The following is a 25,737-nucleotide window of genomic DNA, read 5'->3' as shown; positions in this document are numbered from 1 at the left end:
AGTGGGTTCAGGCCATCTCGCTGTCGCCTGCTGTCGTGCTGTCCAGGCGGAACACAGGCGACGTCGGTGGATCGGTTCGATCCTGTTCGCGGACTACAGGGCGAGGCCGGTGAGGACCAGTACGCGCTCGTAGGTGTAGTCGTCCATGGCGTAGCGGACACCCTCGCGGCCGACGCCGGACTGCTTGGCGCCGCCGTACGGCATCTGGTCCGCGCGGTAGGAGGGGACGTCGCCGATGATCACGCCGCCGACCTCGAGGGCGCGGTGGGCGCGGAAGGCCGTCTGCAGGTCGTGGGTGAACACGCCTGCCTGCAGGCCGTACTTGGAGGAGTTGACGGCCTCGAAGGCCTCGGCCTCGCCGTCCACCTTCTGCACGGACAGCACCGGTCCGAAGACCTCCTCGCAGGAGAGGGTGACGTTGTCCGGGAGCTCCGCGAGCACGGTCGGCGCGTAGGTGGCGCCGTCCCGCTTGCCGCCGGTGAGCAGCTGGGCGCCGGCCTGCACGGCCTCGTCGACCCAGGACTCGACGCGCTTGGCGGCGTCCTCGCTGACCAGCGGGCCGACATCGGTGGTGGCGTCCGACGGGTCGCCGGTGACCTGGGCCTCGACGGCCGCGACGATCTTCGGGAGCAGCCGGTCGTAGACCGAGGCGTCCGCGATGACCCGCTGCACGGAGATGCAGGACTGGCCGCCCTGGTAGTTGGAGAAGGTCGCGATACGGGTCGCGGCCCAGTCCAGGTCCTGGTCGGAGGCGTAGTCGCCGAGGACGACCGCGGCACCGTTGCCGCCGAGCTCCAGGGTGCAGTGCTTGCGCGGCACCGACTCCAGGATCGAGTAGCCGACGGGGCCGGAACCGGTGAAGGAGATCACGGGCAGGCGCTCGTCCTGGACCAGGGCGGGCATCCGGTCGTTGGGGACCGTCAGCACGGACCACGAACCGGCCGGCAGGTCGGTCTCGGCCAGCAGCTCGCCCAGGATCAGCGAGGAGATCGGGGTGGCCGGGGCGGGCTTCAGGATGATCGGGGCGCCGACGGCGATGGCCGGGGCCACCTTGTGGGCGCTCAGGTTCAGCGGGAAGTTGAACGGCGCGATACCGAGGACCGTGCCGCGCGGGAAGCGCCGGGTCAGGCCGAGACGGCCGGTGCCGCCGGCGTCGGTGTCCAGGCGCTGGGCGTCGCCGCCGTTGAAGCGGCGGGCTTCCTCCGAGGCGAACCGGAACACGGAGACGGCGCGGCCGACCTCGCCGCGGGCCCACTTGATGGGCTTGCCGTTCTCGGCGGAGATCAGCTGGGCGATCTCCTCGGTGCGCTCCACCAGACGCCGTACGACGTGGTCGAGTGCGGCGGCCCGGACGTGCGCCGGGGTCGCGGCGAACTCCTCGCGCACGGCGTGCGCGGCCGCGACGGCCTCCTCGATCTGGGCGTCGGTCGGCACGCTCACGGTGCCCACGAGACGGCCGTCCCAGGGGTTGGTGACGTCGAAGCTGTCCTCGCCGGTGGCCTGGCGGCCGGCGAGCCAGAAGGCGTGGGTGGAAGTCATGGAGGTTCCGGCCCTTCGGAGCGGTGGGGGTGTCTTGCCCCCACCGTAGGGCCGCAGGGCCGCCCTGGCGTTTGTCCGGGGTGGAGCAGTGCGTACCGGGGACGCGCCGGTTTGTCGGATGCGGACGGAACACACGGCTCCGCCGGGCCGCTACGGCTCGGGGGTCGGCGGGGCGCTCGTGGCCTTCAGCGCCAGCCACAGCTCCATCCGGACATCGGGATCGTCCAGCGAGCGGCCCAGGATCTCCTCCACCCGGCGCATCCGGTAGCGCAGGGTGTGGCGGTGCACTCCCAGGTCCGCCGCGGCCGCGTCCCACTGGCCGTGGTGGGCGAGCCAGGCCCGCAGTGAGGCCACGAGGTCGCCGCGGCCCTTGGCGTCGTGTTCGTGCAGGGCGCGGAGCATTCCGTCGGCGAAGGCCCGTACCGCGTCGTCCGCGAGCAGCGGGAGCACCGAACCGGCCGCCAGCTCCTCGTGCTCGACCAGCGCCCTGCCCCGGCGGCGGGCCACCGACAGGGCCTGCTCGGCCTGCTTGTACGCGGCGGAGACGGCGATCGGGCCGGCCGGCGCGGAGAGGCCCACGACCACCTGGCCCTCCTCCGCCTTCGTCCCTTCGGCGGGCGTCCTCGCCTCCTGGGCCTCCGCGTAGGCCGCGCACGCCGCGACCGCCGCTCCGCCGTCCGCGGCGAGGACGACGAGCCGGTCGCCCTCGGGGACGGTCAGCAGGGTCTCGCCGGACCGCAGGGCCGCCGCCTCCATCGCCTCACCGAGCGACGCGGGGGTGGCGGGGTCGGACGCCTCCGCGATGAGCAGCCGGAACGGGGCGTCGAGCAGCCCCCCGTACAGGTCCCCGGCGACGGCCCTGGCGTGGTCCGGTTGGCCGGCGAGCAGCATGCGCAGCACCGCCGCGCCGAGGCGCTGTTCGGCGCCCTGGAGGGACCGGGAGCGTGCGGTGGTCAGGGTCAGCAGGGCGACGGCGGAGTGCACGGCGTACCGCTCGGCGGTGCCGAGTGCCGCGCCGGTGCCGACGGCCAGCGCTCCCCTGACCCGGCGGCCGGTGCCCAGGGACTGGAGCTCGACCCGGTCGTCGGTGTCGCCGACGACGACGCTGGCCGGGGCCGCGCGGTCCCGCAGCCGTTCCACGTCGGGGGTGAGTCGGGCGGCGCGCCGGGCGGCCCATTCGGGGGCCGCGGCGACGACCTGGCCGGCCGCGTCGTACAGCGCGGCCCAGCCGTCGAGGTGCGCGGCGAGCCGGGTGAGCAGTTCGCCGGGACCGTCACCCGCGAGTGCGGCCCTGGTCAGCTCCCGCTGGACCTCGAACCCGGCCGTCACGGCCCGGTACTGGTCCTCCGCGATCACCGAGGACACGGCCTTGGCGATGGCGATGAACGGGGTGCGGCGCGGCACTTCGAGGAGCGGCAGCCCCGCTTCCTCGGCCGCGTCGATCAGCGCCTGCGGCACCTCGTCGTAGTGGACGCCGACGGCGAAGCCCAGGCCGACGACTCCGGCTCCGGCCAGCCGCCGCACGTACCGCCGCATCGCCTCGGGGTTCTCCGCGTCGAGGTTGGTGGCGGTGACGAGCAGGAACTCGCCGCCCTCCATGTACGGAACGGGGTCGGTCAGCTCGCTGGCGTGCGCCCAGCGCACTGGCGCGTCGAGCCGGTCCGCCCCCGCGCGCACGGTGAGTCTGAGCGCCGAACGCTGGACGAGCGAGGCGAGAGTGAGGGGCATGGGGACCGCGGGACCTCGGGGAGTCGGTTTTCGCCGTCCCGTATGAACGACTCCTGCCAATTCTGCCAGGCTGGCGGGGTCCGGCATGACCATGCCCGGCGCCGCGGGCCGCACCCCGCGCCGCTCAGCCGTTCAGATCCACCAGCAGGGGCGGCGCGTGCTCCCCCCGCACGGTCGTCAGGGACAGTACCGCGTGCCCGGCCGGCACCCGGTGGGCCAGTTCGGAGGCCGACCAGCGCTCCCGCTCGACCTGGCGCACGGTCACCGCGTCCGTGGTGACCGCCTTGCCGGTGACGAGTTTTCGGAAGGCGTGGATGGCCCGGGTCATCGGCTGGTCGGCGAAGACGGTGCGCTGGGTGACGTCGCGGGTCTCGACCCACTCGGTGCCCCATGCCTCGGCGAATTTCTTCCCGTCCCAGGTGGTGATCCCGGAGAACGCCATCCGGCAGCCGACCGCGCCCAGCAGCGCCGTGTGCAGGCTCTCCGGCACGTCGTCGAGCGTACGCAGGGTGAGTACGGCCCCGGCGTGCGCCGAGCGCAGCCGCTGGACGCCGCGGACGGTGTCGGGGGTCAGGGTGCCGGTCGCGTCGTCGAGGACGAGACAGGCGAAGAGGGAACGGTCGGTACGGGCCGCGGCGCTCGCGGTGAACTGGGCGAGGACCAGCCGTGCCAGCACCCGGGAGGCCTCGGCGTGGCCGCGCTCGGGCAGGTCGATGCGGACCCTCAGCGGATGTTCCAGGGCGCGCGGCGAGAAGGGCCGGGTCCTGCCGGTGGTGTCGAAGAACTCGGCGAACGCGGGCCGGTCCAGCAGTGCCACCCGGTCGGCGAGCGCCGGACCCGGATCGCCGGGCGCACCGGCCTGGCGGGCGCGGCCGTCGAGCTCGCGCCGCATCCCGGAGTGCCCGGTGTCGTCGAGCGCCTCCCGCAGCGCGGCGAGGGCAGTGGGTACACCGTCCAGGAGTTCGCGCAGCTCGGGCACGGAGGGGAACCGGCCGTGGGCCACCCGGAAGGGGCCGAGGAGCTGGGCGAGCGCGGTCACGGCGCGCCTGCCGTCGACCTCGGGGAGGTCACCGACCAGGCCGTCGGCGAGCACGGTCGCGGCCTCGTCGGGGTCGGTGGTGCCGCCGTACAGGTCGAGGTCGTGCACGGACGACGGGTCGCCGATCTTGACGACGACGTCGAACCCCTGGTCGCCGCCGAGCTGGGTGCCCGCGGCGCACACGGCGACGACGGCGGCCTGCCCGGTGAGCGCCTGCAACGCGAGGGATTCGACGACCGGCCGGACCAGTGCCCGGCTCTTGCCCGCGCCCGGCGGGCCGACGGCGAGCAGGGAGGTACCCAGCAGCCCGGGGTCCAGGGCGATGCCGCTGCCGCGGCGGGCGTACGGGTTGCGCTCGCCCGCCTCGACGGCGCCCAGCCTGACCTGCTGGACGAGCAGGTCGTGCCGGGCGGCGCGGACCGGGAGGTCGCGTGCGCCGGAGGGGTGGGCGCAGGCGGCGGAGCCGTCGCGGCGCACGTTCTCGGTGAAGGCGGGGAGGCGGGAGCGGTCGGCGCGTACGGAGGTCCAGGCACGGCGGATCCGGACGTGGTCGACATCGTTCATCCGCCCGGACCGGGTCTCCCCGGCGAGCGCGGCGGCGGCCTGCGGCTCTCCGGCGGCGCGCAGGTCGGGCCATTCGGCGGGGTCGTCCTCGCCGCCCTCGACGACGGCGTCCGCGCCGTCGGGCGTGTGCGGCTTCTCCGGGTCGCGGCCGTCCCGGCCGGGGGCCGGCCGCTCTGAGCGGCCGCGGCGCCACAGCTCGGCCCAGCGCCCGAGCCTGCCGAACGGCCACACGATCACCAGGATGAGCAGGGCGTACAGCCCGTAGCTGATCAGCGTGGACTGGGTGCGGTCGCGGCCCAGCCAGCCGTCCGGCACGAGGCCGAAGGCCAGCCCCATCCCCGGCACGGTCCCGTTCCAGACGAGGGTCCACACCAGCAGCGCGCAGACCGCGGCGCCGACCGCCCGTGCGGCGGCTCCCCTGGCGGCGACGCACCGCTCGAAGGCGGCGGGCCAGTTGCCGAGGCGGCCGAATCCGTAGACGAGCCCCCCGATGATCAGCAGCCGGTAGATGTCGAGCGCGCGGACCGCGCCCCGGGTCTGCGGCTGGTCCCCGAACGGCCCCCACCAGTCGCCGGGGGTGAAGAGCTTCAGCGGGACCCGCCAGTACGGGATGTAGTTGTTGCGCCAGAGCGACCAGAGCAGGACGCAGGCCAGCAGCGAGATCACCGCGCCGCTCACCAGCGTGCGGTCCGGGGTGCGTTCCTTCTCCTCGGCCGGCCGGGGTGCGTGGCCGAACCGCCAGACGCCCGGCTCCGCCGCGGGCCTCGGGATGCGGAGCCAGTCGCCGAGGGAGGGCCCGGAGGCGGGGGCGTATCCGGGCCTCGGCGGCAATTCGGGAGGGGGAGGGCCGGCCGGGCGCGGCACCGGATGACCGGAGCGGGTGCCGCGTGCGTCGTACGTGCCCTCGGTGTCCATGTGCTGTCCCTCGTCCCCTGACCAGCGCCGACCGGTAACTTCGGGCGCGGGCGCCCGAAGCCATCAATCTAGTGCCCCGTACCACCCCGTCGGACGCCGTCGGGCGGGATGTCTTCGCCCGGCCCCGGAGCCCTCCCCGGCCCCCGTGTCCCCGCGGCCCGGCCCGCGCACCCCCTCGCTATGTCCGTGGCGGACAACGGCGCGCGAACACCACTCCCGAACGGAACATGCCGTACCCCGGGCCTCGCCCATAGCCTGCACGAAGAAGCGTCCGAAACATCCCCCCAGGAGCCCCTCATGACCGCAATCCCGCAGGAGCGCCGCGTCGTCACTGCCATTCCCGGCCCGAAGTCGGTGGAGCTGCAGGCCCGCCGTCTGGAGACGGTGGCCGCAGGTGTGGGCTCCACCCTGCCGGTGTTCACCGCCCGCGCCGGTGGCGGGATCATCGAGGACGTGGACGGCAACCGTCTGATCGACCTCGGCTCCGGTATCGCCGTGACGTCGGTGGGCGCCTCCGCCGAGGCCGTCGTGCGCCGCGCGTCCGCACAGCTCGCCGACTTCACCCACACCTGTTTCATGGTCACGCCGTACGAGGGGTACGTCGAGGTCTGTGAGCAGCTCGCCGAGCTGACGCCGGGCGACCACGCCAAGAAGTCCGCGCTCTTCAACTCGGGCGCCGAGGCCGTCGAGAACGCGGTGAAGATCGCCCGTATCCACACCAAGCGCACCGCGGTCGTCGTCTTCGACCACGGCTACCACGGCCGCACCAACCTCACGATGGCGCTGACCGCCAAGAACATGCCGTACAAGCAGGGCTTCGGCCCGTTCGCACCCGAGGTCTACCGGGTGCCGGTGGCGTACGGCTACCGCTGGCCGACCGGTGCCGAGAACGCCGGCGCCGAGGCGTCGGCCCAGGCCATCGACCAGATCAACAAGCAGATCGGCGCGGAGAACGTCGCCGCGATCATCATCGAGCCGGTGCTCGGCGAGGGCGGCTTCATCGAGCCGGCCAAGGGCTTCCTCCCGGCCATCGCCCAGTTCGCCAAGGACAACGGCATCGTCTTCGTCGCCGACGAGATCCAGTCCGGCTTCTGCCGCACCGGCCAGTGGTTCGCCTGCGAGGACGAGGGCATCGTCCCGGACCTGATCACCACCGCCAAGGGCATCGCGGGCGGTCTCCCGCTCTCCGCCGTGACCGGCCGCGCCGAGATCATGGACTCCGCCCACTCCGGCGGCCTCGGCGGCACCTACGGCGGCAACCCGGTCGCCTGCGCGGGTGCGCTCGGTGCCATCGAGACGATGCGCGAGCTGGACCTGAACGGGAAGGCGAAGCGCATCGAGGAGGTCATGAAGGGCCGCCTCGCCGAGATGCAGTCGAAGCTCGGCAACGGCGACATCATCGGTGACATCCGTGGCCGCGGCGCGATGATCGCGATCGAACTGGTGAAGTCCGGCACGAAGGACCCGAACCCGGAGGCCGCGGCGAAGCTCGCCAAGGCCTGCCACGCGGAGGGCGTCCTGGTCCTCACCTGCGGCACGTACGGCAACGTCCTGCGCTTCCTCCCGCCGCTGGTGATCGGCGAGGACCTGCTGAACGAGGCGCTCGACGTCATCGAGCAGGCTTTCGGCCAGATCTGATCTGTGCGAACCACAGCGGCTCCGGAACGCGTTCTCGCAGGGGTTACGAGGGGCCCGCGTGAGGGCCTGTGAAGAACGTGTGGGGGGCCGATGGCGGGATCTGTTTCCCGCTGTCGGTCCCCCATCGGCTGCCGTACGGTTTCTGCAGATGAGAGAAACACCCCGCCCGCAGGGGACTGCGGGCGATGCCGGGCCGGAGCTTCCCCAGCGCCGTCCTGGCCGTGCCTTCGCGCACACCGCTGGAGCCTCCGGCTCCGGAACTCCTCACCGATCGGTTTGCCGCTCGCCCCAAACCCCCCGGGGCGTGCGGCAAACCGGTCCGACCGGCCGCCCCGGAACCACCCCCCCTGTTCCCGGGCGGCCGGCTCTTTTCCTCTCCCTGGCCCTGACGCTCCTGGCGCTCTTCGGGCTCACCGCCTGGCAGGTCGCGGCGGGCGGCCCGCTGCGCGCACTCGACGAGCGCGCCGGCCGGGCCGTCGTCGGACACGGCCCCGCCCGGCTGACCGAATGCCTCGCCGATCTGGGCAATATGCAGATCGCGTTCCCGGTACTGGGCTGCGCGATCGCCTGGGCCCTGGTGCGCGGTGCGCGCCGTGAGCCGCTGTACGCGGCGCTCACCATGGGCGCGGTGCCCCTGCTGGTCGTTCCGCTGAAGGCCCTGATCGCCCGTCCGGGACCGCTGACGGACGCCACCGGCTACTTCCCGTCCGGCCATGCCGCGACGGCCGCGGTGGCGTACGGCGCGGCGGCGCTGCTGGTCGTGCCGTACGCGAGGCGGTCGTGGTCATGGGTGATGCCCGTCGCCGCTGTCCTGCTGACCACGGCGACGGGCATCGGTCTGGTGCTGCGCGGCTATCACTGGCCGCTGGACGTGCTGGGCAGTTGGTTCCTGTGCGGGGCGGTGCTGCTGCCGCTCGGCCTCAGCTGCCGAAGTAGGCGTCGAAGTTCTTCGAGAACTCCCCGTTGTTGAACCGGTCCCAGTTGATCGACCACGCCATCAGCCCGCGCAGCGCCGGCCATGTTCCGTGGGTGGCGTAGGAGCCGCAGTCGGTCTTCTTCGTCAGGCAGTTCAGCGCCTTGGTGACCTCGGCGGGCGAGGTGTGGCCGTTGCCCGCCTGGGTGGAGGCCGGCAGCCCGATGGCGACCTGGTCGGGGCGGAGCGCCGGGAAGACCTTGGTCTGGTCGCCCGCCACCGGGAAGCCGGTGAGCAGCATGTCGGTCATGGCGATGTGGAAGTCCGCGCCGCCCATCGAGTGGTACTGGTTGTCCAGGCCCATGATCGAGCCCGAGTTGTAGTCCTGGACGTGCAGCAGGGTCAGGTCGTCGCGCAGCGCGTGGATGACCGGGAGGTAGGCGCCCGCCCGGGGGTCCTGGCCGCCCCAGGGTCCCGAGCCGTAGTACTGGTGGCCGAGCTGGACGAAGAAGGTCTCGGGGGCCATCGTCAGGACGAACTTGTCGCCGTACTTGGCCTTGAGGGCCTTCACCGCGGAGATCAGGTTGACGACGACCGGGGTGGTGGGGTTGCGGAAGTCGGTGTCCCCGGTGTTCAGCGAGAGCGAGTGGCCCTCGAAGTCGATGTCGAGGCCGTCCAGACCGTATTCGTCGATGATCTTGCTGACCGAGGAGACGAAGGTGTCGCGGGCGGCGGTGGTGGAGAGCTGGACCTGGCCGTTCTGGCCGCCGATGGAGATGAGCACCTTCTTGCCCGCGGCCTGCTTGGCCTTGATGGCCGCCTTGAACCCGGCCGCCGACTCGACGTTCGGGCATTCGGTGACCGGGCAGAGCGAGAAGCGGATGTCGCCGGAGGTCACCGAGGTCGGCTCACCGAAGGCCAGGTCGATGACGTCCCAGGAGTCGGGCACGTCCGCCATCCGTGTGTAGCCGGAGCCGTTGGCGAAGCTGGAGTGCAGATAGCCGACGAGCGCGTGGGCGGGCAGGCCTCCTCCCCCGCCTCCGCCACCGCCCGCCGTGGTGGTGGCCGCGACCGCGGCCGATCTGGCGGACTCTCCCGCGGAGTTGGTGGCGGCGACCTGGAAGCTGTACGCGGTCGACGCGGTGAGGCCGGTCACGGTGGCGGAGGTGCCGGTGACCGAGAGGACCTTGGTGCCGCCCCGGTAGACGTTGTAGCCGGTGGCCCGGGCGGAACCGGTCCAGGACAGGTCGACCGAGGAGGCGGTGGCCGTGCCGGCCTTGAGTCCGGTGGGGGCGGCCGGGAGCTCGGCCGGGGCGCCGCCCGGACCGACCAGGGTGAGGTCGTCGGCGTAGTAGGCGGGAGTACCGAACCAGCCATGGGTGTAGACGGTCACCCTGGTGGTGGACGGGCCCGTCCTGAAGGTGGTGGTGAGCTGCTTCCAGTCGGTGGACGACTGGGTCCAGGTGGACACGTCGGTGGTGCCGGTGCCCTCCGCGCCGAGGTAGACGTAGGAACCCTGCACCCAGGCGCCCAGCGTGTAGGTGGAGTCCGGCTCCACCGTCACCACCTGGGAGCACTTGGCGTTGTCGGCGCCGGCCGGGGTCGCCTTCAGCGCCGAGGTGCCGCTGTGGGCCGGTGCGCCGACGGCGGCTCCGCTGCCGCCGGTACAGCTCCAGCCGTCCAGGCCGTACTCGAAGCCGCCGTTGTGTGCCAGGTCGACGTCGGCTGCGGCGGCGGACGGAGCGAGGGCGGTCAGACCGCCGGCGGCGAGCAGGGCCGCCGCGAAGGCGGCCACGCCTCCGGTAAATCGGGCGGGGGGTCCCGTGCGTTCCACAACGGCCTCCGTGCATGGGGGAATTGAGTGCGGCCGCCACAACATGGTCCAGACCAATCAGGTTGTCAAGACCTCTGACAGTCCCTGGCCGCCCGCCCGGTCGACCGCCTACACGGTTCCCGCCGCCCGCCCGGTCGGTGTCAGTCCCCGCCGCTCTCGGCCGGCCCGGCCGCCGCCTCGTGCATCGCGAGCTCCAGAAGTGTCGCGTCGGTGAGGGTTCCCGAGCCGTCCGGCGGGATCAGCCAGCGCACCCCGCCGTTGGACGCCCGGCCCGGATGGGGCACGACGATCCAGGTACCCGGCCCCACTCCCCGCACACCGGTGCCGACCCAGCGGGCGACGGTGCCCGGCGGCACGAAGAAGCCCATGCGGGCGTCACCGAAGTCGGAGAGAACGGGACCGGGCCTGTCGATGAGGCGGGTCAGTACGTCGAGGGTGGGATGGCCCAGCTTTCCCGGAAGAATCAGCACGTCCCAGCGCCGGCCGGCGGGCAGGAGCGCGACCCCGCGGGGATTGCGCTCCCATTCCCACCGGCAGGCGTCCGGATCCGGCGCCACCGATACGAGCCACTCGACCGCTGCTTTGACCCCCGCGCCAGCCATGACCGGCCTCCATTTCCGTGTGCACCGGCCATGCGTTGCCGGTGTGTTCACACGGGAGAGAGAGCGGTGGCGCCGATCGATTACGCGGGTTCGGGCAATGAATTCACGGGGACCCCGGCCGGTCACCCCCGGGGGGTGACCGGCCCGCCGGACTCAGCTGTCGAAGCCGAGCCCCAGCCGGTCCATGGTCCGCAGCCAGAGATTGCGGTGGCCGCCGTTGCTGTCGGCCCTGGCCAGGGACCTCTTGGTGAGCTCGATCCCGGCCCAGGCGAAGGGCTCGGGCGGGAACGGCATCGGCTTGCTGCGGACCATTTCCAGCGTGGTCCGTTCGTTCTGTTCGCCCGCCAGCAGATCGAGCATCACATCGGCCCCGAAACGGGTGGCGCCGACGCCGAGTCCGGTGAATCCGGCGGCATAGGAGACCCGACCCTGATGGGCCGTGCCGAAGAAAGCGGAAAAGCGCGAACAGGTATCGATCGCCCCGCCCCAGGCATGGCTGAAACGAACCCCGGCCAACTGCGGGAAACAGTCGAAGAACTGGCCCGCGAGCTTGAGGAAGGTCTCCGGACGCTGATCGAGATCGGCGCTCAGCCGGCCGCCGTACGGATAGATCGCGTCATAGCCGCCCCACAGGATCCGGTTGTCGGCCGACAGCCGGAAGTAATGGAACTGATTGGCGCTGTCGCCCAGGCCCTGCCGGTTCTTCCAGCCGATGGAGGCCAGCTGGTCCGCGGTGAGCGGCTCGGTCATCAGCGCGTAGTCGTAGACCGGCACCGTGTACGGGCGCACCCGCTTGACCAGCGACGGGAAGATGTTCGTACCGAGTGCGACCCGGCGTGCGAAGACCCTTCCGTACGGGGTGCGGACCGCCATTCCCGTGGTGGACCTGGCGAGTTCGAGACCCCGGGTGTGCTCGTACATCCGCACCCCGAGTTCGAGACAGGCCCGCTTCAGGCCCCAGGCCAGCTTGGCGGGGTGCAGCATGGCGACGCCCCGCCGGTCCCAGAGACCGCCCAGGAATGTCGGTGAGTCGACTTCGGCGCGCAGCGCGTCCCGGTCCAGGAATTCCGTCCCGGTGAAGCCGAGCTTCTCGGTCTCCTGGTGCCATTCGCGGAGCTCTTCGAGCTGGTGGGGCTCGGTGGCGACGTCGATTTCGCCGGTCCGCTCGAATTCGCAGTCGATCGAGTAACGGGCGACGGCGGCCTCGATGGCGTCGAGGTTGCGCTCTCCGAGCTCCTCCAGCCGGTGGATCTCATCCGGCCAGCGCTCCAGGCCGTTGGGCAGGCCGTGAGTGAGGGAGGCGGCGCAGAATCCGCCGTTGCGGCCGGAAGCGGCCCAGCCCACCTCGTGCCCCTCGATCAGTACGACGTCCCGTTCCGGGTCGCGTTCCTTGGCGATCAGCGCGGTCCACAGTCCGCTGTAGCCGCCGCCGACGACGAGCAGATCGCAGTGCTCGTCACCGGTGAGCGCGGGCAGCGCCTCTGGCTTGCCCGGGTCGTCCAGCCAGAACGAGACGGGCTTCGCGTCGGAGAGCGATTGTGCAGCAGTACGCATGGCAGCTGGGGCCATGGTTTCCAACTCCTTCAGGGCTTTCTATCGTGCGCTGTTCTTGCGCCGGTTCGCGATCAGCTGGCCGACGACGACCACCATGACAGCGATGATGAACATCGCCGTTCCGATGACGTTGATCTGCACGGGCGTGCCGCGCTGTGCCGATCCCCAGACGAACATGGGGAAGGTCACGGTGGAGCCCGCGTTGAAATTGGTGATGATGAAATCGTCGAAGGAGAGCGCGAAGGCGAGCAGCGCTCCCGCCGCGATTCCGGGGGCGGCGATCGGCAGCGTCACCCGCAGGAAGGTCTGCACAGGTCCGGCGTACAGATCGCGGGCCGCCTCCTCCAGCCTCGGGTCCATCGACATCACGCGCGCCTTCACGGCCGTCACGACGAAGCTCAGGCAGAACATGATGTGCGCGATCAGGATCGTCCAGAAGCCCAGCTGTGCGCCCATGTTGAGGAAGAGCGTGAGCAGCGAGGCGGCCATGACGACCTCGGGCATCGCCATCGGCAGGAAGATCAGCGAGTTGATCGCGCCGCGCGCCCGGAAGCGGTAGCGGACCAGCGCGAAGGAGATCATCGTGCCGAGGACGGTCGCGCCGACGGTGGCCCAGACGGCGATCTGGAGGGACAGCGAGAGCGAGCCGCACATGTCGGCGACGCCGCAGGGGTCCTTCCAGGCGTCCAGGGAGAAGCGCTGCCAGGAGTAGTTGAAGCGCCCGTTCGGCTTGTTGAACGAGAACACCATGACGACGACGTTCGGCAGGATCATGTACGCGAGGGTCAGCAGACCCGCGATGACGATCAGATTCCGGCGAATCCAGCGCAGTACGGGCATCAGACCAGGTCCTCCGTCCCGGAGCGGCGGATGTAGACGGTGACCATGATCAGGACGACCGCCATGAGGATGAAGGAGAGCGCGGCCGCCGTCGGATAGTCCAGGACGCGCAGGAACTGGGTCTGGATGACGCTGCCGACCATCTTCGTGTCGGTGGAGCCCAGCAGTTCCGCGTTGACGTAGTCACCGCTGGCCGGGATGAAGGTGAGCAGGGTTCCGGAGACGACGCCCGGCATGGAGAGCGGGAAGGTCACCTTGCGGAAGGTGGTGGCGGGGGTGGCGTACAGATCGCCGGCCGCCTCGTGCAGCCTGCCGTCGATCCGCTCCAGCGAGGTGTAGAGCGGCAGGATCATGAACGGCAGGAAGTTGTACGTGAGACCGCAGACCACCGCCATCGGCGTGGCCAGCACCCGGTTGGACTCGGTCCAGCCGAGCCAGCTGGTGACGTCCAGGACGTGCAGGGTGTTCAGTACGTCGACGACCGCGCCGCCGTCCGCGAGGATCGTCTTCCAGGCGAGCGTGCGGATCAGGAAGCTGGTGAAGAACGGCGCGATGACCAGCACCAGGACCACGTTGCGCCAGCGTCCGGCCTTGAACGCGATGAGGTAGGCGAGCGGGTAGCCGAGCAGCAGGCACAGGATGGTGGCGGTGCCGGCGTACAGCAGGGACCGGATGAACTGCGGGTAGTAGTCGGTCAGCGCGTCCCAGTAGGTCTGGAAGTGCCAGGTGACCTCGAAGCCCTTCTCCAGGGATCCGGTCTGTACGGAGGTCGACGCCTGGTAGACCAGCGGCAGCGCGAAGAAGACGAGCAGCCACAGGATGCCGGGGAGCAGCAGCCAATAGGGCACGAGGCGCTTGCGGGTGGAGGCCTTGCGAACCTTGAGCTCCGCCGTGACGGGCGCCGGTGGCGCCTCCTTGGTGACGGTCACGCCGCGTCCTCCACCGTCTCCACACCGGCGTCGATGTCCTGCGCGGCGTCCAGGCCGAAGGTGTGCGCCGGGTTCCAGTGCAGGACGACCTCGGCGCCGGGGGTGAGCCGGGCGTCGCGCTCGATGTTCTGCTCGTAGACCTGGAGCGCCTTGCCCGCCGGGCTCTCCACCACGTACTGCGTGGACACCCCGATGAAGCTGGAGTCGACGATCCGGCCGGTGACCCGGTTGCGGCCGTCGGCTATCGCGTCCGCGTCGTCGGCGTGCGCGAGCGAGATCTTCTCCGGACGTACGCCGAGCAGAAGCTTGCCGCCGTCGGCGGTCGGGGCCGAACATCGCTCGCTGGGCAGCCGCAGCTTGCCGCCGCCGGCCGCCACGACGATGTCCGTGCCCGCGGAGACGATCTCGCCCTCGATGAGGTTGGACGTGCCGAGGAAGTTGGCGACGAAGGTCGTCCTCGGATTCTCGTACAGGTCGGCGGGGGCACCGAGCTGCTCGACCCGGCCGCCGTTCATCACCGCGACGGTGTCGGCCATGGTCATGGCCTCCTCCTGGTCGTGGGTGACATGGATGAAGGTGATGCCGACCTCGGTCTGGATGCGCTTGAGCTCCAGCTGCATCTGGCGGCGCAGCTTGAGGTCGAGGGCGCCGAGCGGTTCGTCGAGCAGGAGTACCTGCGGGTGGTTGATCAGGGCGCGGGCGACGGCGACGCGCTGCTGCTGGCCGCCGGAGAGCTGGTGCGGCTTGCGCTTGGCGAAGTCGCCGAGCTGGACCAGCTCCAGCATCTCGTCGACCTGCTTCTTCACCGATTTGATGCCGCGCCGGCGCAGACCGAAGGCGACGTTCTCGGTGATGTCGAGGTGCGGGAAGAGCGCGTAGCTCTGGAAGACCGTGTTGACGGGCCGTTTGTACGGGGGAAGCCCGGTGATGTCCTGGCCGCCGAGCGAGACGGTGCCGGTGGTGGCCTCCTCCAGGCCCGCGATCATCCGCAGGGTGGTGGTCTTGCCGCAGCCGGACGCGCCGAGCAGCGCGAAGAAGGAGCCCTGCGGGACGGTCAGATCGAGCGGCTTGACGGCTGCGAAGGAGCCGTACGTCTTGCTGATCCCGGTGAGGCGGACGTCGCCGCCGGTCTGCTGCTGTGTCATGGATCGCGGTCCCGGTGGTGTCAGAGGGAGATCAGGGGAGATCGGGGGGATCGGGTGGGGCGGGGAAGGCGCGGCGGTCAGGCGCCGATGAGCTTGGCGAACTTCTCTTCGTACGCCGTCTCTTCCTTGCTGGTCAGGGAGCGGAAGGCGTGCGACCTGGACGCCATCTCCTTGTCCGGGAGGATCAGGACGTTGTCGGCCATCGCCTGATCGATCTTCGCCAGCTCGTCGCGGACCCCGTCGACCGGGCAGACGAAGTTGATGTACGCGGCGAGCTTCGCGGCGACCGACGGCTCGTAGTAGTAGTCGATGAGCTTCTCGGCGTTGGTCTTGTGCCGGGCCTTCGCCGGGACCAGCAGGTTGTCGCTGGATATGACGTAACCCGCGGCCGGAATCGCGTACTTGATGTCCGGGTTCCCGGCCTGGAGCTGGATGACGTCGCCGGCCCAGCCGACGCAGGCGGCGATGTCGCCCTTGTCGAGGTCCGCGGTGTAGTCGTTGCCGGTGAAACGGCGGATCTGGTTCTTGTCGACGCCCTTCTGGAGCCGGCCGATCGCGGCGTCGTAGTCGGCGTCGGTGAAGTTGCCGGGGTCCTTGCCCATGTCGAGCAGGGTCATGCCGACGGTGTCGCGCATCTCCGAGAGGAAACTGACCCGGCCCTTGAGCTTCGGGTCGTCGAGCAGCTGGCTGACGGAGTCGACCTTGCGGCCGCCGGTCGCCTTGGAGTTGTAGGCGATGATGGCGGGGATGCCCGCCCAGGGGTACGAGTAGGCACGGCCCGGGTCCCAGTCCGGGGAGCGGAACTGGGCCGAGAGGTTGGCGTAGGCGTGCGGCAGGTGCGAAGGGTCGAGCTTCTGCGCCCAGCCGAGGCGGACGACGCGGGCGGCCAGCCAGTCGGTGACGCAGATGATGTCGCGGCCGGTGTCCTGGCCGGCCGCGAGCTGCGGCTTGATCTTGCCGAAGAACTCGACGTTGTCGTTGATGTCCTCGGTGTACTTGACCTTGATCCCGGTGCGCTCGGTGAACGCCTCCAGGGTGGGCCGGTGCTTGCCGTCGTCGGTGACGTCCATGTACTCGGTCCAGTTGGAGAAGTTGACCTGCTTCTCCTCGGCCGAGTGGTCGTCGGAGGCCGCGGCGGCGTCCCCCTCCCGCTTGGCGGGCGGGATACCGCACGCGCTCAGCGTGCCCAGCCCGCCGATCGCCAGCGCCCCCATGCCGGAGGCGCGGATCAGCGATCGGCGGGTCAGAGCGCCCCGGCCGCTGGTGAGACTGCGTCGCATCGCGGCGAGTTGGGCCGCGGAGAGGCGCTCCGGCTCGTACTGCTCCATGCGCGTTGCCCTTCCGGGTGTGGGTGGCCGGGGGTCGGCCGGGTTATCGGTCCCCGAAGATCGTGCGGTGCCAGTCCTTCCGGGCGACCGCGGTGTTGTCGTACATGACGTGCTTGACCTGCGTGTACTCCTCGAAGGAGTACGAGGACATGTCCTTGCCGAAGCCGCTGGCCTTGTATCCGCCGTGCGGCATCTCGCTGATGATCGGGATGTGGTCGTTGATCCAGACGCAGCCCGCCTTGATCTCGCGGGTGGCACGGTTGGCGCGGTACAGGTCGCGGCTCCAGGCGGAGGCGGCGAGTCCGTACGGGGTGTCGTTGGCGAGGTGGATGCCCTCGTCGTCGGTGTCGAAGGGCAGTACCACCAGGACCGGGCCGAAGATCTCCGACTGGACGATCTCGCTGTCCTGGGCGGCTCCGGCGACCAGGGTCGGCCGGTAGTAGGCGCCGGCCGCCAGATCGCCGCCGGGTGCCTCGCCGCCGGTGACGACGGTGGCGTACGCGCGGGCGCGCTCGACGAATCCGGCGACCCGGTCCCGCTGGGCGTGGCTGATCAGCGGGCCGAGGTCGGTCGACGGGTCGAAGGGGTCGCCGAGCCGGACGGTCTCCATGAGCGCGGCGACACCCTGGACGAAGGCGTCGTACAGCGGGCGCTGGACGTAGGCGCGGGTGGCCGCGGTGCAGTCCTGGCCGGTGTTGATGAGCGCTCCGGCGACCGCGCCGTTGACCGCGGCCTCGAGGTCGGCGTCGTCGAAGACCACGAAGGGGGCCTTGCCGCCGAGTTCGAGGTGGAGGCGCTTGACGGTGGAGGTGGCGATCTCCGCGACCCGCTTGCCGACGGCGGTGGAGCCGGTGAAGGAGGTCATCACCACGTCCGGGTGGCCGACGAGGTGCTCCCCGGCGTCCTTGCCCGCGCCGGTGACGATGTTGATCACACCGTCGGGGATGCCCGCCTCGGTGGCCGCCTGGGCGAACATCAGCGAGGTCAGCGGGGTGATCTCGGCGGGCTTGAGGACGATGGTGTTGCCGGCGGCCACGGCCGGGAGGATCTTCCAGGCGGCCATCTGGAGCGGGTAGTTCCAGGGCGCGATGGAGCCGACGACGCCGATCGCCTCACGGCGTACGTACGAGGTGTGGTCGCCGTCGTACTCGGCGGCCGACTTGCCCTCCAGGTGGCGGGCGGCGCCGGCGAAGAAGGAGGTGTTGTCCACGGTGCCGGGCACGTCGAACTCGGTGGAGAGCTTGATCGGCTTTCCGCACTGGAGGGACTCCACGTACGCGAAGTCGTCGGCCTGCTCGGCGAGGACGGCGGCGAAGCGGTGCATCGCCTCGGACCGCTCGGCGGGCGTCGCGCCCGACCAGCCGGGGAACGCCTCGCGGGCGGCTGCCACGGCGGCGTCCACGTCGGCGGTGCCCGCCAGCTCGTAGCTGTAGACGGTCTCGCCCGTCGCCGGGTTCACGACGTCGTGGTGACGTCCCGATGTTCCGGACCGCAGCTTTCCGCCGATGTACTGTGCGCCGTCCGCGAAGCGGTCCCGCACCTGGATGCCGTTGCCCATGACGATCTCCTCCGCCGCGTGCCCCGGAGTGCGGGGACGGCGTAGCCTCTGCTCGATTTGAGTGCCGATCCTGACAGAGGGGATCAACCCCAACAAGTGATTCCGTTGTTGCCTTTTGGTTACGCGACGGAATCTGTCGACCATGTGTCGCGTCGGTGCGGAATTCCCCGTACGTAGTGTCAGTGGCGGATGCCAGAATCGCATGTCATGGAACACATGGACGATCTCCTCGCGCGGACCGCGCGCGGCGAGAAGGTGAAGTATCTGCACTTCTGGGGGCACCGTCCCCGGCCCGACGGCCGCATCGGTTCGAGCTGCCTCAGTCAGTGGTGGTCGTCGCCCTTCACGGTCGACGGCGTGAGGTACGCGTCGGCCGAGCACTGGATGATGGCCGCCAAGGCCCGCCTGTTCGGCGACGCGGAGTCGGAGGCCGCGGCGCTGGCGGCGAAGAGCCCGGCGGCAGCGAAGAAGGTGGGCCGGCTGGTCCGCGGTTTCGACGACGCGGTGTGGGAGCGCGAGCGGTACGCGCTGGTGGTGGCCGGCAGCGTGCACAAGTTCGGCGGCGATCCGGAGCTGCGGGAGTTCCTGCTGAACACCGGGGACCGGGTGCTGGTCGAGGCGAGCCCCATGGACCGGGTCTGGGGCATCGGGCTGGCGGCGGACGACCCGCGGGCGGAGAACGCGGCGAGCTGGCGGGGGCTGAATCTGCTGGGGTTCGCGCTGATGGACGCGCGGGCGGAACTGCGCGCCTCATGAGGAGGCCCGGACGCCCGATGGCCCGGCGGGGCCGGGATCCGGCACCGCCGGGCCATCGGCAGGAACTGCGGCGCCGGTGCCGCGGGGGTTCCGGCACCGGCGTCCGAGACTTGCTATCGGTTGGCGTCGACGACCAGGGACGTGGAGTACGGGTCGTCGTTGTAGCCGCTGTCCTCGAACTCACTGGCGTGGGTGGCGAACAGCCAGATGAAGAAGCTGATGATCGCCACGCCGAAAACGATGCCGATGGATCCCATGATGATCCCGGCGAGCGCCTGACCGCTGTTGGTGGCCTCGCCTCGCTGCACCCGCTTGCGGCCGAGGATGCCGAAGATCAGGGCCAGTGCGCCCAGGATCAGGCTGGGTATCCCGTAGATGCAGAACATGCAGATGGCCAGGATGCCGAGCACCATGGCCGCGGTGCCCATGCCGTTGGAGGGCGGCGGGCCGCCCCAGGGCGCCTGGTTGTAGCCGGGGTATCCCGGGTAGCCGCCGTACTGCGGGGCCGGTGCGGCCGGGTAGCCGTACTGTCCCGCGACCGGCGGGACCTGCTGGCCCGGTCCGTTCGGTCCGACCGGCGGCGGCGGTACCTCCCCGGAAACGGGACCGGGACCGGATCCGGGCACCGGCCCGGTCTGCGCCGGCGAACCGAATCCCGGCGGCGGTGCGTCGGTCTGAGCGGGCCCTTCCCCGACGCCCGGCATCGAGGTGACCGTGGGCTGATTGTGCACAGCGGGCGGGCGAGGGTCGCCGGCCGGCTTCTCCAGCGGCACCTTGCTGTCCGGCGGAGCCCACGGATCGCGCGGCGCGGCCCCGCCCGCGGGCTGCTCTGTGTTGTCTGACATGTGCCTCCCCCATCGTGATCCCGTCATGCTACGGCCCCTCTGCCCACCGGCGGACCCGGCCTACGATGATGCCCGTCCCCTGCCCGGCCGACCGTGCCCGGCACCGAACCGTCCCACGCCCCGGAGAGTCCGATGACCGATCTGCACCCCTTCATCGCGGGGCTGCCCAAGGCCGAACTGCATGTCCACCATGTCGGTTCCGCGTCGCCCCGTATCGTCGCCGAGCTGGCCGCGCACCACCCCGACTCCAAGGTCCCCACCGACCCCGAGGCGCTCGCCGACTACTTCACCTTCACGGACTTCGGGCACTTCATCGAGGTGTATCTCTCCGTCGTGGACCTGATCCGCACCCCGGAGGACGTCCGCCTGCTGACCTTCGAGGTCGCCCGCGACATGGCGCGGCAGAACATCCGTTACGCGGAGCTGACGGTGACCCCGTTCTCCTCTACCCGGCGCGGCATCCCGGAGCAGGCGTTCATGGAGGCCATAGAGGACGCCCGCAAGGCCGCGGAGGCGGAGCTAGGTGTCGTGCTGCGCTGGTGCTTCGACATTCCCGGCGAGGCCGGGCTCGAAGCGGCCGAGGAGACCGCCCGGCTCGCCGTGGACCTGCGCCCCGAGGGGCTCGTCTCCTTCGGTCTCGGCGGTCCGGAGATCGGCGTGGAGCGCCCGCAGTTCAAGCCCTGCTTCGACCGGGCCATCGCCGCGGGCCTGCACTCCGTGCCGCACGCCGGGGAGACCACCGGGCCGCAGACCGTCTGGGACGCCCTGACCCATCTGCGCGCCGAGCGCATCGGCCACGGCACCAGCTCCGTCCAGGACCCGAAGCTGCTGGCCCACCTCGCCGAGCACCGCATCGCGCTGGAGGTCTGCCCGACCTCGAACATCGCGACCCGGGCGGTGGCGGACATCGAGCAGCACCCGGTCAAGGAGATGGTGGAGGCGGGCGTACTGGTCACCATCAACAGCGACGACCCGCCGATGTTCGGCACGGACCTCAACAACGAGTACGGGGTGGCCGCCCGTCTCCTCGGTCTGGACGAGCGGGGTCTCGCCGCACTCGCGAAGAACGCGGTCGAGGCGTCGTTCCTCGACGCGGCCGGCAAGCGGAGGCTGGCCGCCGAGATCGACACGTACACGACGAACTGGCTGGAGCGCGCGGGCCGGTGACCCCGGTGGCCACAATGGCCCCATGGTCACCTCAGTCACCGCCGTGGCCCACCGCGGCGATCCCTACCGCGTCCGCGAGAACACGCTCCCCTCGATCCGCTCCGCCCTCGGACAAGGGGCGGACGCGGTCGAGATCGATGTACGGGTCACCCACGACGGCGTACCGGTCCTGCTGCACGACGCCACGCTGAAGCGGCTGTGGGGCCACGAGGTGCGGCTCGACCGGCTGACCCACGAGGAGCTCACCGAGCTGACCCGGGGCGGTGTGCCCACCCTGCGCGAGGCGCTGCTCGCCGCCGGGGCGCACCGCGTCATGGTCGATCTGCCGGGCTCCACCGACAGCTCCGTCAAGAAGATCGTCGGCGTGGTACACGAGTGCGGGGCCGGCGAGCGGGCGTACTACTGCGCCGGTCCCGACGCCATGCTCCGGGTGCGGGCCGCCGACCCGAACGCCGAGATCGCCATGACCTGGACGACCCTCGCGCCGCCGCGCGCCACGCTGCTCGACGCGGTGCGGCCGCGCTGGATGAACTACCGGTTCGGCCTGGTGGACCGGGAACTGACGGACCGGCTGCACCGGGACGGGCTGCTGGTCTCCGCCTGGACGGCCGACACCAGGCGGACCATGCGCCGCCTCGTCCGGCACGGCGTCGACTCGATCACCACCAACCGGGTCGACGTCCTGCACGGCGTCATCGCCAACTCCCCGACGGACGGCTCTCCTTGACCGGTCCGGCATCATGGGCCTGCCCCATCGTCCGTGATGCCGGGCCCGGATCAGGAGGAGCAGCGACGTGACCGACCCCCGCACCACCCCCGTTCCCGACCGGGTCCGTTCCGACGTCGCCCACAACGCGCGGGTCTGGAACCACTGGCTCGGCGGCACCGACAACTACCCGGTGGACCGTGCGGTCGGCGACCGGGTCACCGCCATGTACCCGAGCATCGGCGAAGTGGCGCGCGCCGACCGGTCGTTCCTGGGGCGGGCGGTGGGGTACCTGGCCGGTGAGGCGGGGATCAGGCAGTTCCTGGACATCGGCACCGGTCTGCCGACCGCGGACAACACCCACGAGGTCGCCCGGCGCACCGCGCCCGACTGCCGTGTCGTGTACGTCGACAACGACCCGGCCGTGCTGGCGCACGCCCGCGCACTGCTCGCCGGCTCGCCGCAGGGCGCCACCGAGTACGTCGACGCGGACGCCCGCGACCCGGAGCGGATCCTGCGGGCCGCGCGGCCGACCCTCGACCTGGAGCGGCCGGTCGCGGTCCTGCTCCTGGGCATTCTGAACTTCGTCCTCGACACGGAAGAGGCCCGCCGCATCGTGCGCACGCTGATGGACGCCGTGCCGTCCGGCAGCCATCTGGTGCTCACGCACCCCACCCTGGAGCTGGGCGGCGAGGGCAACGAGGCGGCGATGCGGTTCTGGAACGAGAACGCCACGCCGCCGATCACCGCCCGCGGCCGCGCCGAGTTCGCCGCCTTCCTGACGGGGCTCGACCTGGTGGAGCCGGGCATCGTGTCGTGCGCGCACTGGCGCGCCGAGCCCTGTGCGGCACGGGTCGCCCAGTTCGGCGCGGTGGCGCGGAAGCCCTGACGGCGCCGGTCCGATGCGGATACGAGACTTCCTGACGAGAGTGCCGGGGCACGCCCCGGGGGCCGGCCCCCGCGGCGGAGACCTGCTCATCGCTCTGCTGGTCCAGGCCGCCATGACCATGCCGTTCGTCGTCCCGCGCGCCCCGGAGCTGCCGGACGCGACGTGGCCGGCGTACGGGCTGACCACCCTGATGGTGCTGCCGCTGGTGGCCCGCCGCCGGGCGCCGGTCATGATCCTCATCGCGGTGCTGGCGGCCGGCGCCCTGTACAGGTTCACCGTCGACGGGCCGGGCCAGCCGCTCCCGTACACCGGCCTGGTGGCGCTCTACACGGTGGCCGAACTCTCCTCGCCGCCGAAGCGGATCGGGGTCGCGGTGCTCACGGCGCTGGCGGTGCTGATCTCGGTCGGACTGGGCAGCAACGACATGCGGGAGCTGCTCTTCTCCCTGTTCGTGTTCGCGGCGGCCTACGCCTTCGGCCGGCTCACGGTGACGCGCAAGGCATATCTGCGCGCGGTGGAGGACCGGGCCCGTCAGCTGGAGCTGACGCACCGGATCGAGGCCGAACAGGCCGCGGCCCGCGAACGAGCCCGGATCGCCCGGGAGATGCACGACATCCTGTCCCATGCGGTGAGCCTGATGATCGTGCAGGCGGAGGCCGGTCCGGTGGCGGTCCGCACGGCGCCGGAGCGTGCGGAGGCGGCCTTCGACGCGATCTCGGAGACGGGCCGGGACGCGATGGTCCAGTTGCGCCGGATGCTCGGTGTGCTGCGCGAGAACGAGGGCTCGCCGGACGCGCCGCGGGAGCCCCAGCCCGCACTCGCCGAACTGCCCGGTCTCGTGGAGCGGGTGCGCGGCAGCGGTCCGACGGTCTCGTACGAGGTCACGGGGCATCCCCGCCCGCCGGGCCTGGCGGTCGAGGCGACCGTCTACCGGATCGTGCAGGAGGCCCTGACGAACGTGGTCAGGCACGCGGACGCGGCCACGGTCCGTGTCCGGCTGGATCACGGCCCCGAGGCACTGACCCTCACCGTCACCGATGACGGACGGGGCCCCGGCGGCGGCTCCGGGCTGGGGCTGGTCGGCATCCGGGAACGTGCCGCCGCGCACGGTGGCACGGCCCGGACCGGCGCCGGTCCGGGCGGCCGGGGGTTCCGGGTCCGGGTGACGATTCCGCGGACGCGGCCGGAGCCGGGGACGGGGACGCGGCAGGAGCGGGAGATGGAACAACGGACAGGAGCGGGAAGTTGACGATCCGTGTGGTGGTGGCCGATGACCAGGAGCTGGTGCGCAGCGGCTTCGCGATGATCCTGGATGCGCAGCCGGACATCGAGGTGGTGGCCGAGGCGGGGGACGGCCGGGCGGCGGTCGAAGCGGTACGGCGACTGGCGCCCGAGGTGGCACTGCTCGACATCCGGATGCCCGGCACGGACGGCATCGAGGCCTGCCGCACCATCAGCGCCGAGACCGGCTGCCGGACGGTCATGCTGACCACCTTCGACTCCGACGAGTACGTCTACGAGGCGCTGCACGCGGGCGCGAGCGGTTTCCTGCTCAAGGACGTCCGCCGCGACGACCTGGTGCACGCGGTACGGGTGGTGGCGGCCGGGGACTCGTTGCTGGCTCCTTCGGTGGCGCGCCGGCTGATCGCCGAGTACACCTCGCGCCCGCCCGCCACGGCCGTGGCACCGTCGGCGCGCCTGGACGTACTGACCGCCCGGGAGCACGAGACGCTGCTGCACCTGGCCCGCGGGCTGTCGAACGCGGAGATCGCGGCGGCGCTGGTCGTCAGCGAGCACACGGTGAAGACCCATGTCGGCAATGTGCTGTCCAAGCTGGGTCTGCGCGACCGGATCCAGGCGGTGATCTGTGCGTACGAGTGCGGCGTCGTCACTCCCTCTCCGGAGGGAGGGCCGGCCTCCGGCTCCCCCGCGCAGGGGAGGAAGCCTCCCTCCGGGAAACCCCCGGCCGGGGGATCCGACCGGGCGCGCTGATCAACAGGATGGAATCCGTCAGCAGTTGAGGATTCCACGCCCGGGAGGCACCGGACATGAACACCCGCACGTCCCGCACCGTCGTCGCAGCAGCCCTGGTCCTCGGCATCGCCGCGGGCCCCGCCGCACCGGCCCTGGCAGCGGCCGGTACCCCGGCGGCCACGGGCCACGCCGCGCAGAAGGAACCCGCCCGGGAGGCTCCGGACGCCGGGGCGCTGCGGGCCGCGATCCAAGGGCTCCCGAAGGACGACGCCACGGCCGCGCTGGTACGGATCTCGGGCACCGGGGGCGGCTGGCGGGGCAGCTCCGGCGTCCACGACCTGGCCTCCGGGCAGCCGGCGGACCCGGACGGCCGCTTCCGGGCCGGTTCGGTCACCAAGGTCTTCACGGCGGCCGTCGTGCTGCAACTGGCCGGGGAGGGCAGGATCGGCCTGGACCGTCCGGCCCGGCACTATCTGCCGGACCTGATCCCGGGTGCGTACGGGAAGGTCACGGTGCGCCAGCTGCTGAACCACACGAGCGGCATCCCGTCCGTCGGCTCGGGCGGCGACACCCTGGAGGAGTGGTACGCGCACCGCTTCGACCTGCACGACGCGGCGGAGACCGTACGCGAGGCCACCGCGCACCGGCCGGACTTCGCGCCCGGCACCCAGCAGCACTACGCAAACATCGGGTACACCGTGGCAGGCCTGCTGATCGAGCGGGTCACGGGTGACACGTACGCCTCGCAGGTCTCCCGCCGCATCCTGGAGCCCCTGCGCCTGAAGGACACGTATTTCCCCGGCACCGACCCGACGATCCGCGGGCCGCACAACCACGGCTACCAGCTCTTCGGCACGGCCGGCGAGCTGCGCGATGTGACGGTGTGGGGGGCGACGGACGCCTGGGCGGCGGGGGACCTGATCTCGACCACCGCCGATCTGGAGCGTTTCACCCGGGCGCTGTTCAGCGGGCAGGTGGTGCGCGGACCGCTGCTCCAGGAGATGTTCACGCTGCCCGGCGCATCGGTGCGCGAGTACGGCACGGGCAAGCCCGCCGCGTTCAGCGCGGGTCTCTCGGTGATGAGACTGGGCGGACGCGAGGTCTGGGGCAAGACGGGTGGCCGCTGGGGCTACAACACGGCCGTCGCGGCCACCCGTGATCTCTCCCGGACGCTCGTCTACAGCGTCAACGCGACGGACGCGAAGGGGGAGGACATGAATCCCACGGCGATGAACATAGTGGTGGCTGCCTTCGGCGCCCCGTCGGCCGGGTGA

The 25,737-nt window shown here is 71.4% G+C and carries 21 protein-coding genes; 9 read left to right on the top strand and 12 right to left on the bottom strand.

The genetic code is table 11. From position 1 onward, the window contains the following. Positions 1–93: 93 nt before the first annotated feature. From OG611_RS30420 to OG611_RS30410, 3 genes are all read right to left on the bottom strand, one after another. On the bottom strand, positions 94–1,539 hold the full coding sequence (locus OG611_RS30420) for an aldehyde dehydrogenase family protein (RefSeq protein WP_266427419.1): 1,446 nt from the start codon (positions 1,537–1,539) through the stop codon (positions 94–96). Between the two features lie 150 nt (positions 1,540–1,689). Next, a complete protein-coding gene (locus tag OG611_RS30415) occupies positions 1,690–3,267 on the bottom strand; it encodes a PucR family transcriptional regulator (protein ID WP_266427416.1) in 1,578 nt (525 codons plus the stop codon). A 124-nt stretch (positions 3,268–3,391) separates the two neighbouring features. After that, positions 3,392–5,785 (bottom strand): ATP/GTP-binding protein, encoded by a 2,394-nt coding sequence (locus OG611_RS30410; RefSeq protein WP_266427414.1) that lies wholly within the window; start codon positions 5,783–5,785, stop codon positions 3,392–3,394. A 297-nt stretch (positions 5,786–6,082) separates the two neighbouring features. Between OG611_RS30410 and gabT the strand changes: the two genes are divergently transcribed. Both gabT and OG611_RS30400 read left to right on the top strand, forming a co-directional pair. Continuing rightward, the gene (gene gabT, locus OG611_RS30405; protein WP_266427411.1) at positions 6,083–7,423 is read left to right on the top strand and encodes a 4-aminobutyrate--2-oxoglutarate transaminase; all 1,341 of its coding nucleotides are present in this window, start codon (positions 6,083–6,085) and stop codon (positions 7,421–7,423) included. A 148-nt stretch (positions 7,424–7,571) separates the two neighbouring features. After that, positions 7,572–8,393, top strand: coding sequence for a phosphatase PAP2 family protein (locus tag OG611_RS30400; RefSeq protein WP_266427409.1), 822 nt, complete (start codon positions 7,572–7,574; stop codon positions 8,391–8,393). Here the strand turns inward: OG611_RS30400 and OG611_RS30395 are convergent. The 8 genes from OG611_RS30395 to OG611_RS30360 form a co-directional block, all read right to left on the bottom strand. Then, positions 8,344–10,170 (bottom strand): chitinase, encoded by a 1,827-nt coding sequence (locus OG611_RS30395; RefSeq protein ID WP_266427406.1) that lies wholly within the window; start codon positions 10,168–10,170, stop codon positions 8,344–8,346. The genes OG611_RS30400 and OG611_RS30395 overlap by 50 nt on opposite strands. 140 nt (positions 10,171–10,310) lie before the next feature. Beyond that, positions 10,311–10,772 (bottom strand): hypothetical protein, encoded by a 462-nt coding sequence (locus tag OG611_RS30390; protein WP_266427403.1) that lies wholly within the window; start codon positions 10,770–10,772, stop codon positions 10,311–10,313. Positions 10,773–10,925: 153 nt separating this feature from the next. Then, complete coding sequence (locus OG611_RS30385) at positions 10,926–12,341, bottom strand: FAD-binding oxidoreductase (RefSeq protein WP_266427400.1); 1,416 nt, start codon at positions 12,339–12,341, stop codon at positions 10,926–10,928. A 24-nt stretch (positions 12,342–12,365) separates the two neighbouring features. Continuing rightward, positions 12,366–13,166: an ABC transporter permease gene (locus tag OG611_RS30380; protein ID WP_124716097.1), complete on the bottom strand. Its 801-nt coding sequence runs from the start codon at positions 13,164–13,166 to the stop codon at positions 12,366–12,368. Further along, the gene (locus OG611_RS30375; RefSeq protein WP_266427396.1) at positions 13,166–14,095 is read right to left on the bottom strand and encodes an ABC transporter permease; all 930 of its coding nucleotides are present in this window, start codon (positions 14,093–14,095) and stop codon (positions 13,166–13,168) included. The genes OG611_RS30380 and OG611_RS30375 overlap by 1 nt, the downstream gene beginning before the upstream one ends. Continuing rightward, on the bottom strand, positions 14,092–15,240 hold the full coding sequence (locus OG611_RS30370) for an ABC transporter ATP-binding protein (protein WP_266427393.1): 1,149 nt from the start codon (positions 15,238–15,240) through the stop codon (positions 14,092–14,094). The genes OG611_RS30375 and OG611_RS30370 overlap by 4 nt, the downstream gene beginning before the upstream one ends. A gap of 77 nt (positions 15,241–15,317) precedes the next feature. Continuing rightward, the gene (locus OG611_RS30365; protein ID WP_266427391.1) at positions 15,318–16,568 is read right to left on the bottom strand and encodes a PotD/PotF family extracellular solute-binding protein; all 1,251 of its coding nucleotides are present in this window, start codon (positions 16,566–16,568) and stop codon (positions 15,318–15,320) included. A 43-nt stretch (positions 16,569–16,611) separates the two neighbouring features. Further along, on the bottom strand, positions 16,612–18,126 hold the full coding sequence (locus tag OG611_RS30360) for a gamma-aminobutyraldehyde dehydrogenase (RefSeq protein ID WP_266427389.1): 1,515 nt from the start codon (positions 18,124–18,126) through the stop codon (positions 16,612–16,614). 207 nt (positions 18,127–18,333) lie between these two features. On the opposite strand from OG611_RS30360, the gene OG611_RS30355 reads away from it, so the two are divergent. Further along, the gene (locus OG611_RS30355; protein WP_266427388.1) at positions 18,334–18,882 is read left to right on the top strand and encodes an NADAR family protein; all 549 of its coding nucleotides are present in this window, start codon (positions 18,334–18,336) and stop codon (positions 18,880–18,882) included. Positions 18,883–18,995: 113 nt separating this feature from the next. Here the strand turns inward: OG611_RS30355 and OG611_RS30350 are convergent, their stop codons facing one another. Then, complete coding sequence (locus OG611_RS30350) at positions 18,996–19,727, bottom strand: DUF4190 domain-containing protein (RefSeq protein WP_266427386.1); 732 nt, start codon at positions 19,725–19,727, stop codon at positions 18,996–18,998. A 132-nt stretch (positions 19,728–19,859) separates the two neighbouring features. On the opposite strand from OG611_RS30350, the gene OG611_RS30345 reads away from it, so the two are divergent. From OG611_RS30345 to OG611_RS30320, 6 genes are all read left to right on the top strand, one after another. After that, positions 19,860–20,894 carry an adenosine deaminase gene (locus OG611_RS30345; RefSeq protein WP_266427385.1) on the top strand — a complete coding sequence of 345 codons (1,035 nt, stop codon included), beginning with the start codon at positions 19,860–19,862 and terminating at the stop codon, positions 20,892–20,894. Positions 20,895–20,916: 22 nt separating this feature from the next. Next, positions 20,917–21,621: a glycerophosphodiester phosphodiesterase gene (locus tag OG611_RS30340; protein ID WP_266427384.1), complete on the top strand. Its 705-nt coding sequence runs from the start codon at positions 20,917–20,919 to the stop codon at positions 21,619–21,621. 67 nt (positions 21,622–21,688) lie between these two features. Then, entirely contained in the window at positions 21,689–22,489 is an 801-nt protein-coding gene (locus OG611_RS30335) for an SAM-dependent methyltransferase (protein WP_266427382.1), read from the top strand. 112 nt (positions 22,490–22,601) lie between these two features. Then, on the top strand, positions 22,602–23,738 hold the full coding sequence (locus OG611_RS30330) for a sensor histidine kinase (RefSeq protein WP_266431322.1): 1,137 nt from the start codon (positions 22,602–22,604) through the stop codon (positions 23,736–23,738). Beyond that, positions 23,735–24,481: a response regulator transcription factor gene (locus OG611_RS30325; RefSeq protein ID WP_266427381.1), complete on the top strand. Its 747-nt coding sequence runs from the start codon at positions 23,735–23,737 to the stop codon at positions 24,479–24,481. The genes OG611_RS30330 and OG611_RS30325 overlap by 4 nt, the downstream gene beginning before the upstream one ends. Before the next feature lie 56 nt (positions 24,482–24,537). Beyond that, a complete protein-coding gene (locus OG611_RS30320; protein WP_266427380.1) occupies positions 24,538–25,737 on the top strand; it encodes a serine hydrolase in 1,200 nt (399 codons plus the stop codon).

Origin of the sequence: Streptomyces sp. NBC_01363, assembly GCF_026340595.1 — a bacterium.
Taxonomy (GTDB): Bacteria; Actinomycetota; Actinomycetes; order Streptomycetales; family Streptomycetaceae; genus Streptomyces.
The sequence above is the reverse complement of the archived record's forward strand: the minus strand, read 5'-3'. Positions and strand labels throughout refer to the sequence as shown.

Coding starts and splice junctions, on each gene's coding strand:
- OG611_RS30350 (WP_266427386.1), bottom strand. CDS start 19,727: ATGTCAGACAACACAGAGCAGCCCGCGGGCGGGGCCGCGCCGCGCGAT.
- OG611_RS30330 (WP_266431322.1), top strand. CDS start 22,602: ATGACCATGCCGTTCGTCGTCCCGCGCGCCCCGGAGCTGCCGGACGCG.
- OG611_RS30345 (WP_266427385.1), top strand. CDS start 19,860: ATGACCGATCTGCACCCCTTCATCGCGGGGCTGCCCAAGGCCGAACTG.
- OG611_RS30420 (WP_266427419.1), bottom strand. CDS start 1,539: ATGACTTCCACCCACGCCTTCTGGCTCGCCGGCCGCCAGGCCACCGGC.
- OG611_RS30415 (WP_266427416.1), bottom strand. CDS start 3,267: ATGCCCCTCACTCTCGCCTCGCTCGTCCAGCGTTCGGCGCTCAGACTC.
- OG611_RS30320 (WP_266427380.1), top strand. CDS start 24,538: ATGAACACCCGCACGTCCCGCACCGTCGTCGCAGCAGCCCTGGTCCTC.
- OG611_RS30355 (WP_266427388.1), top strand. CDS start 18,334: ATGGAACACATGGACGATCTCCTCGCGCGGACCGCGCGCGGCGAGAAG.
- OG611_RS30410 (WP_266427414.1), bottom strand. CDS start 5,785: ATGGACACCGAGGGCACGTACGACGCACGCGGCACCCGCTCCGGTCAT.
- gabT (WP_266427411.1), top strand. CDS start 6,083: ATGACCGCAATCCCGCAGGAGCGCCGCGTCGTCACTGCCATTCCCGGC.
- OG611_RS30365 (WP_266427391.1), bottom strand. CDS start 16,568: ATGGAGCAGTACGAGCCGGAGCGCCTCTCCGCGGCCCAACTCGCCGCG.
- OG611_RS30385 (WP_266427400.1), bottom strand. CDS start 12,341: ATGGCCCCAGCTGCCATGCGTACTGCTGCACAATCGCTCTCCGACGCG.
- OG611_RS30370 (WP_266427393.1), bottom strand. CDS start 15,240: ATGACACAGCAGCAGACCGGCGGCGACGTCCGCCTCACCGGGATCAGC.
- OG611_RS30340 (WP_266427384.1), top strand. CDS start 20,917: ATGGTCACCTCAGTCACCGCCGTGGCCCACCGCGGCGATCCCTACCGC.
- OG611_RS30380 (WP_124716097.1), bottom strand. CDS start 13,166: ATGCCCGTACTGCGCTGGATTCGCCGGAATCTGATCGTCATCGCGGGT.
- OG611_RS30360 (WP_266427389.1), bottom strand. CDS start 18,126: ATGGGCAACGGCATCCAGGTGCGGGACCGCTTCGCGGACGGCGCACAG.
- OG611_RS30400 (WP_266427409.1), top strand. CDS start 7,572: ATGAGAGAAACACCCCGCCCGCAGGGGACTGCGGGCGATGCCGGGCCG.
- OG611_RS30390 (WP_266427403.1), bottom strand. CDS start 10,772: ATGGCTGGCGCGGGGGTCAAAGCAGCGGTCGAGTGGCTCGTATCGGTG.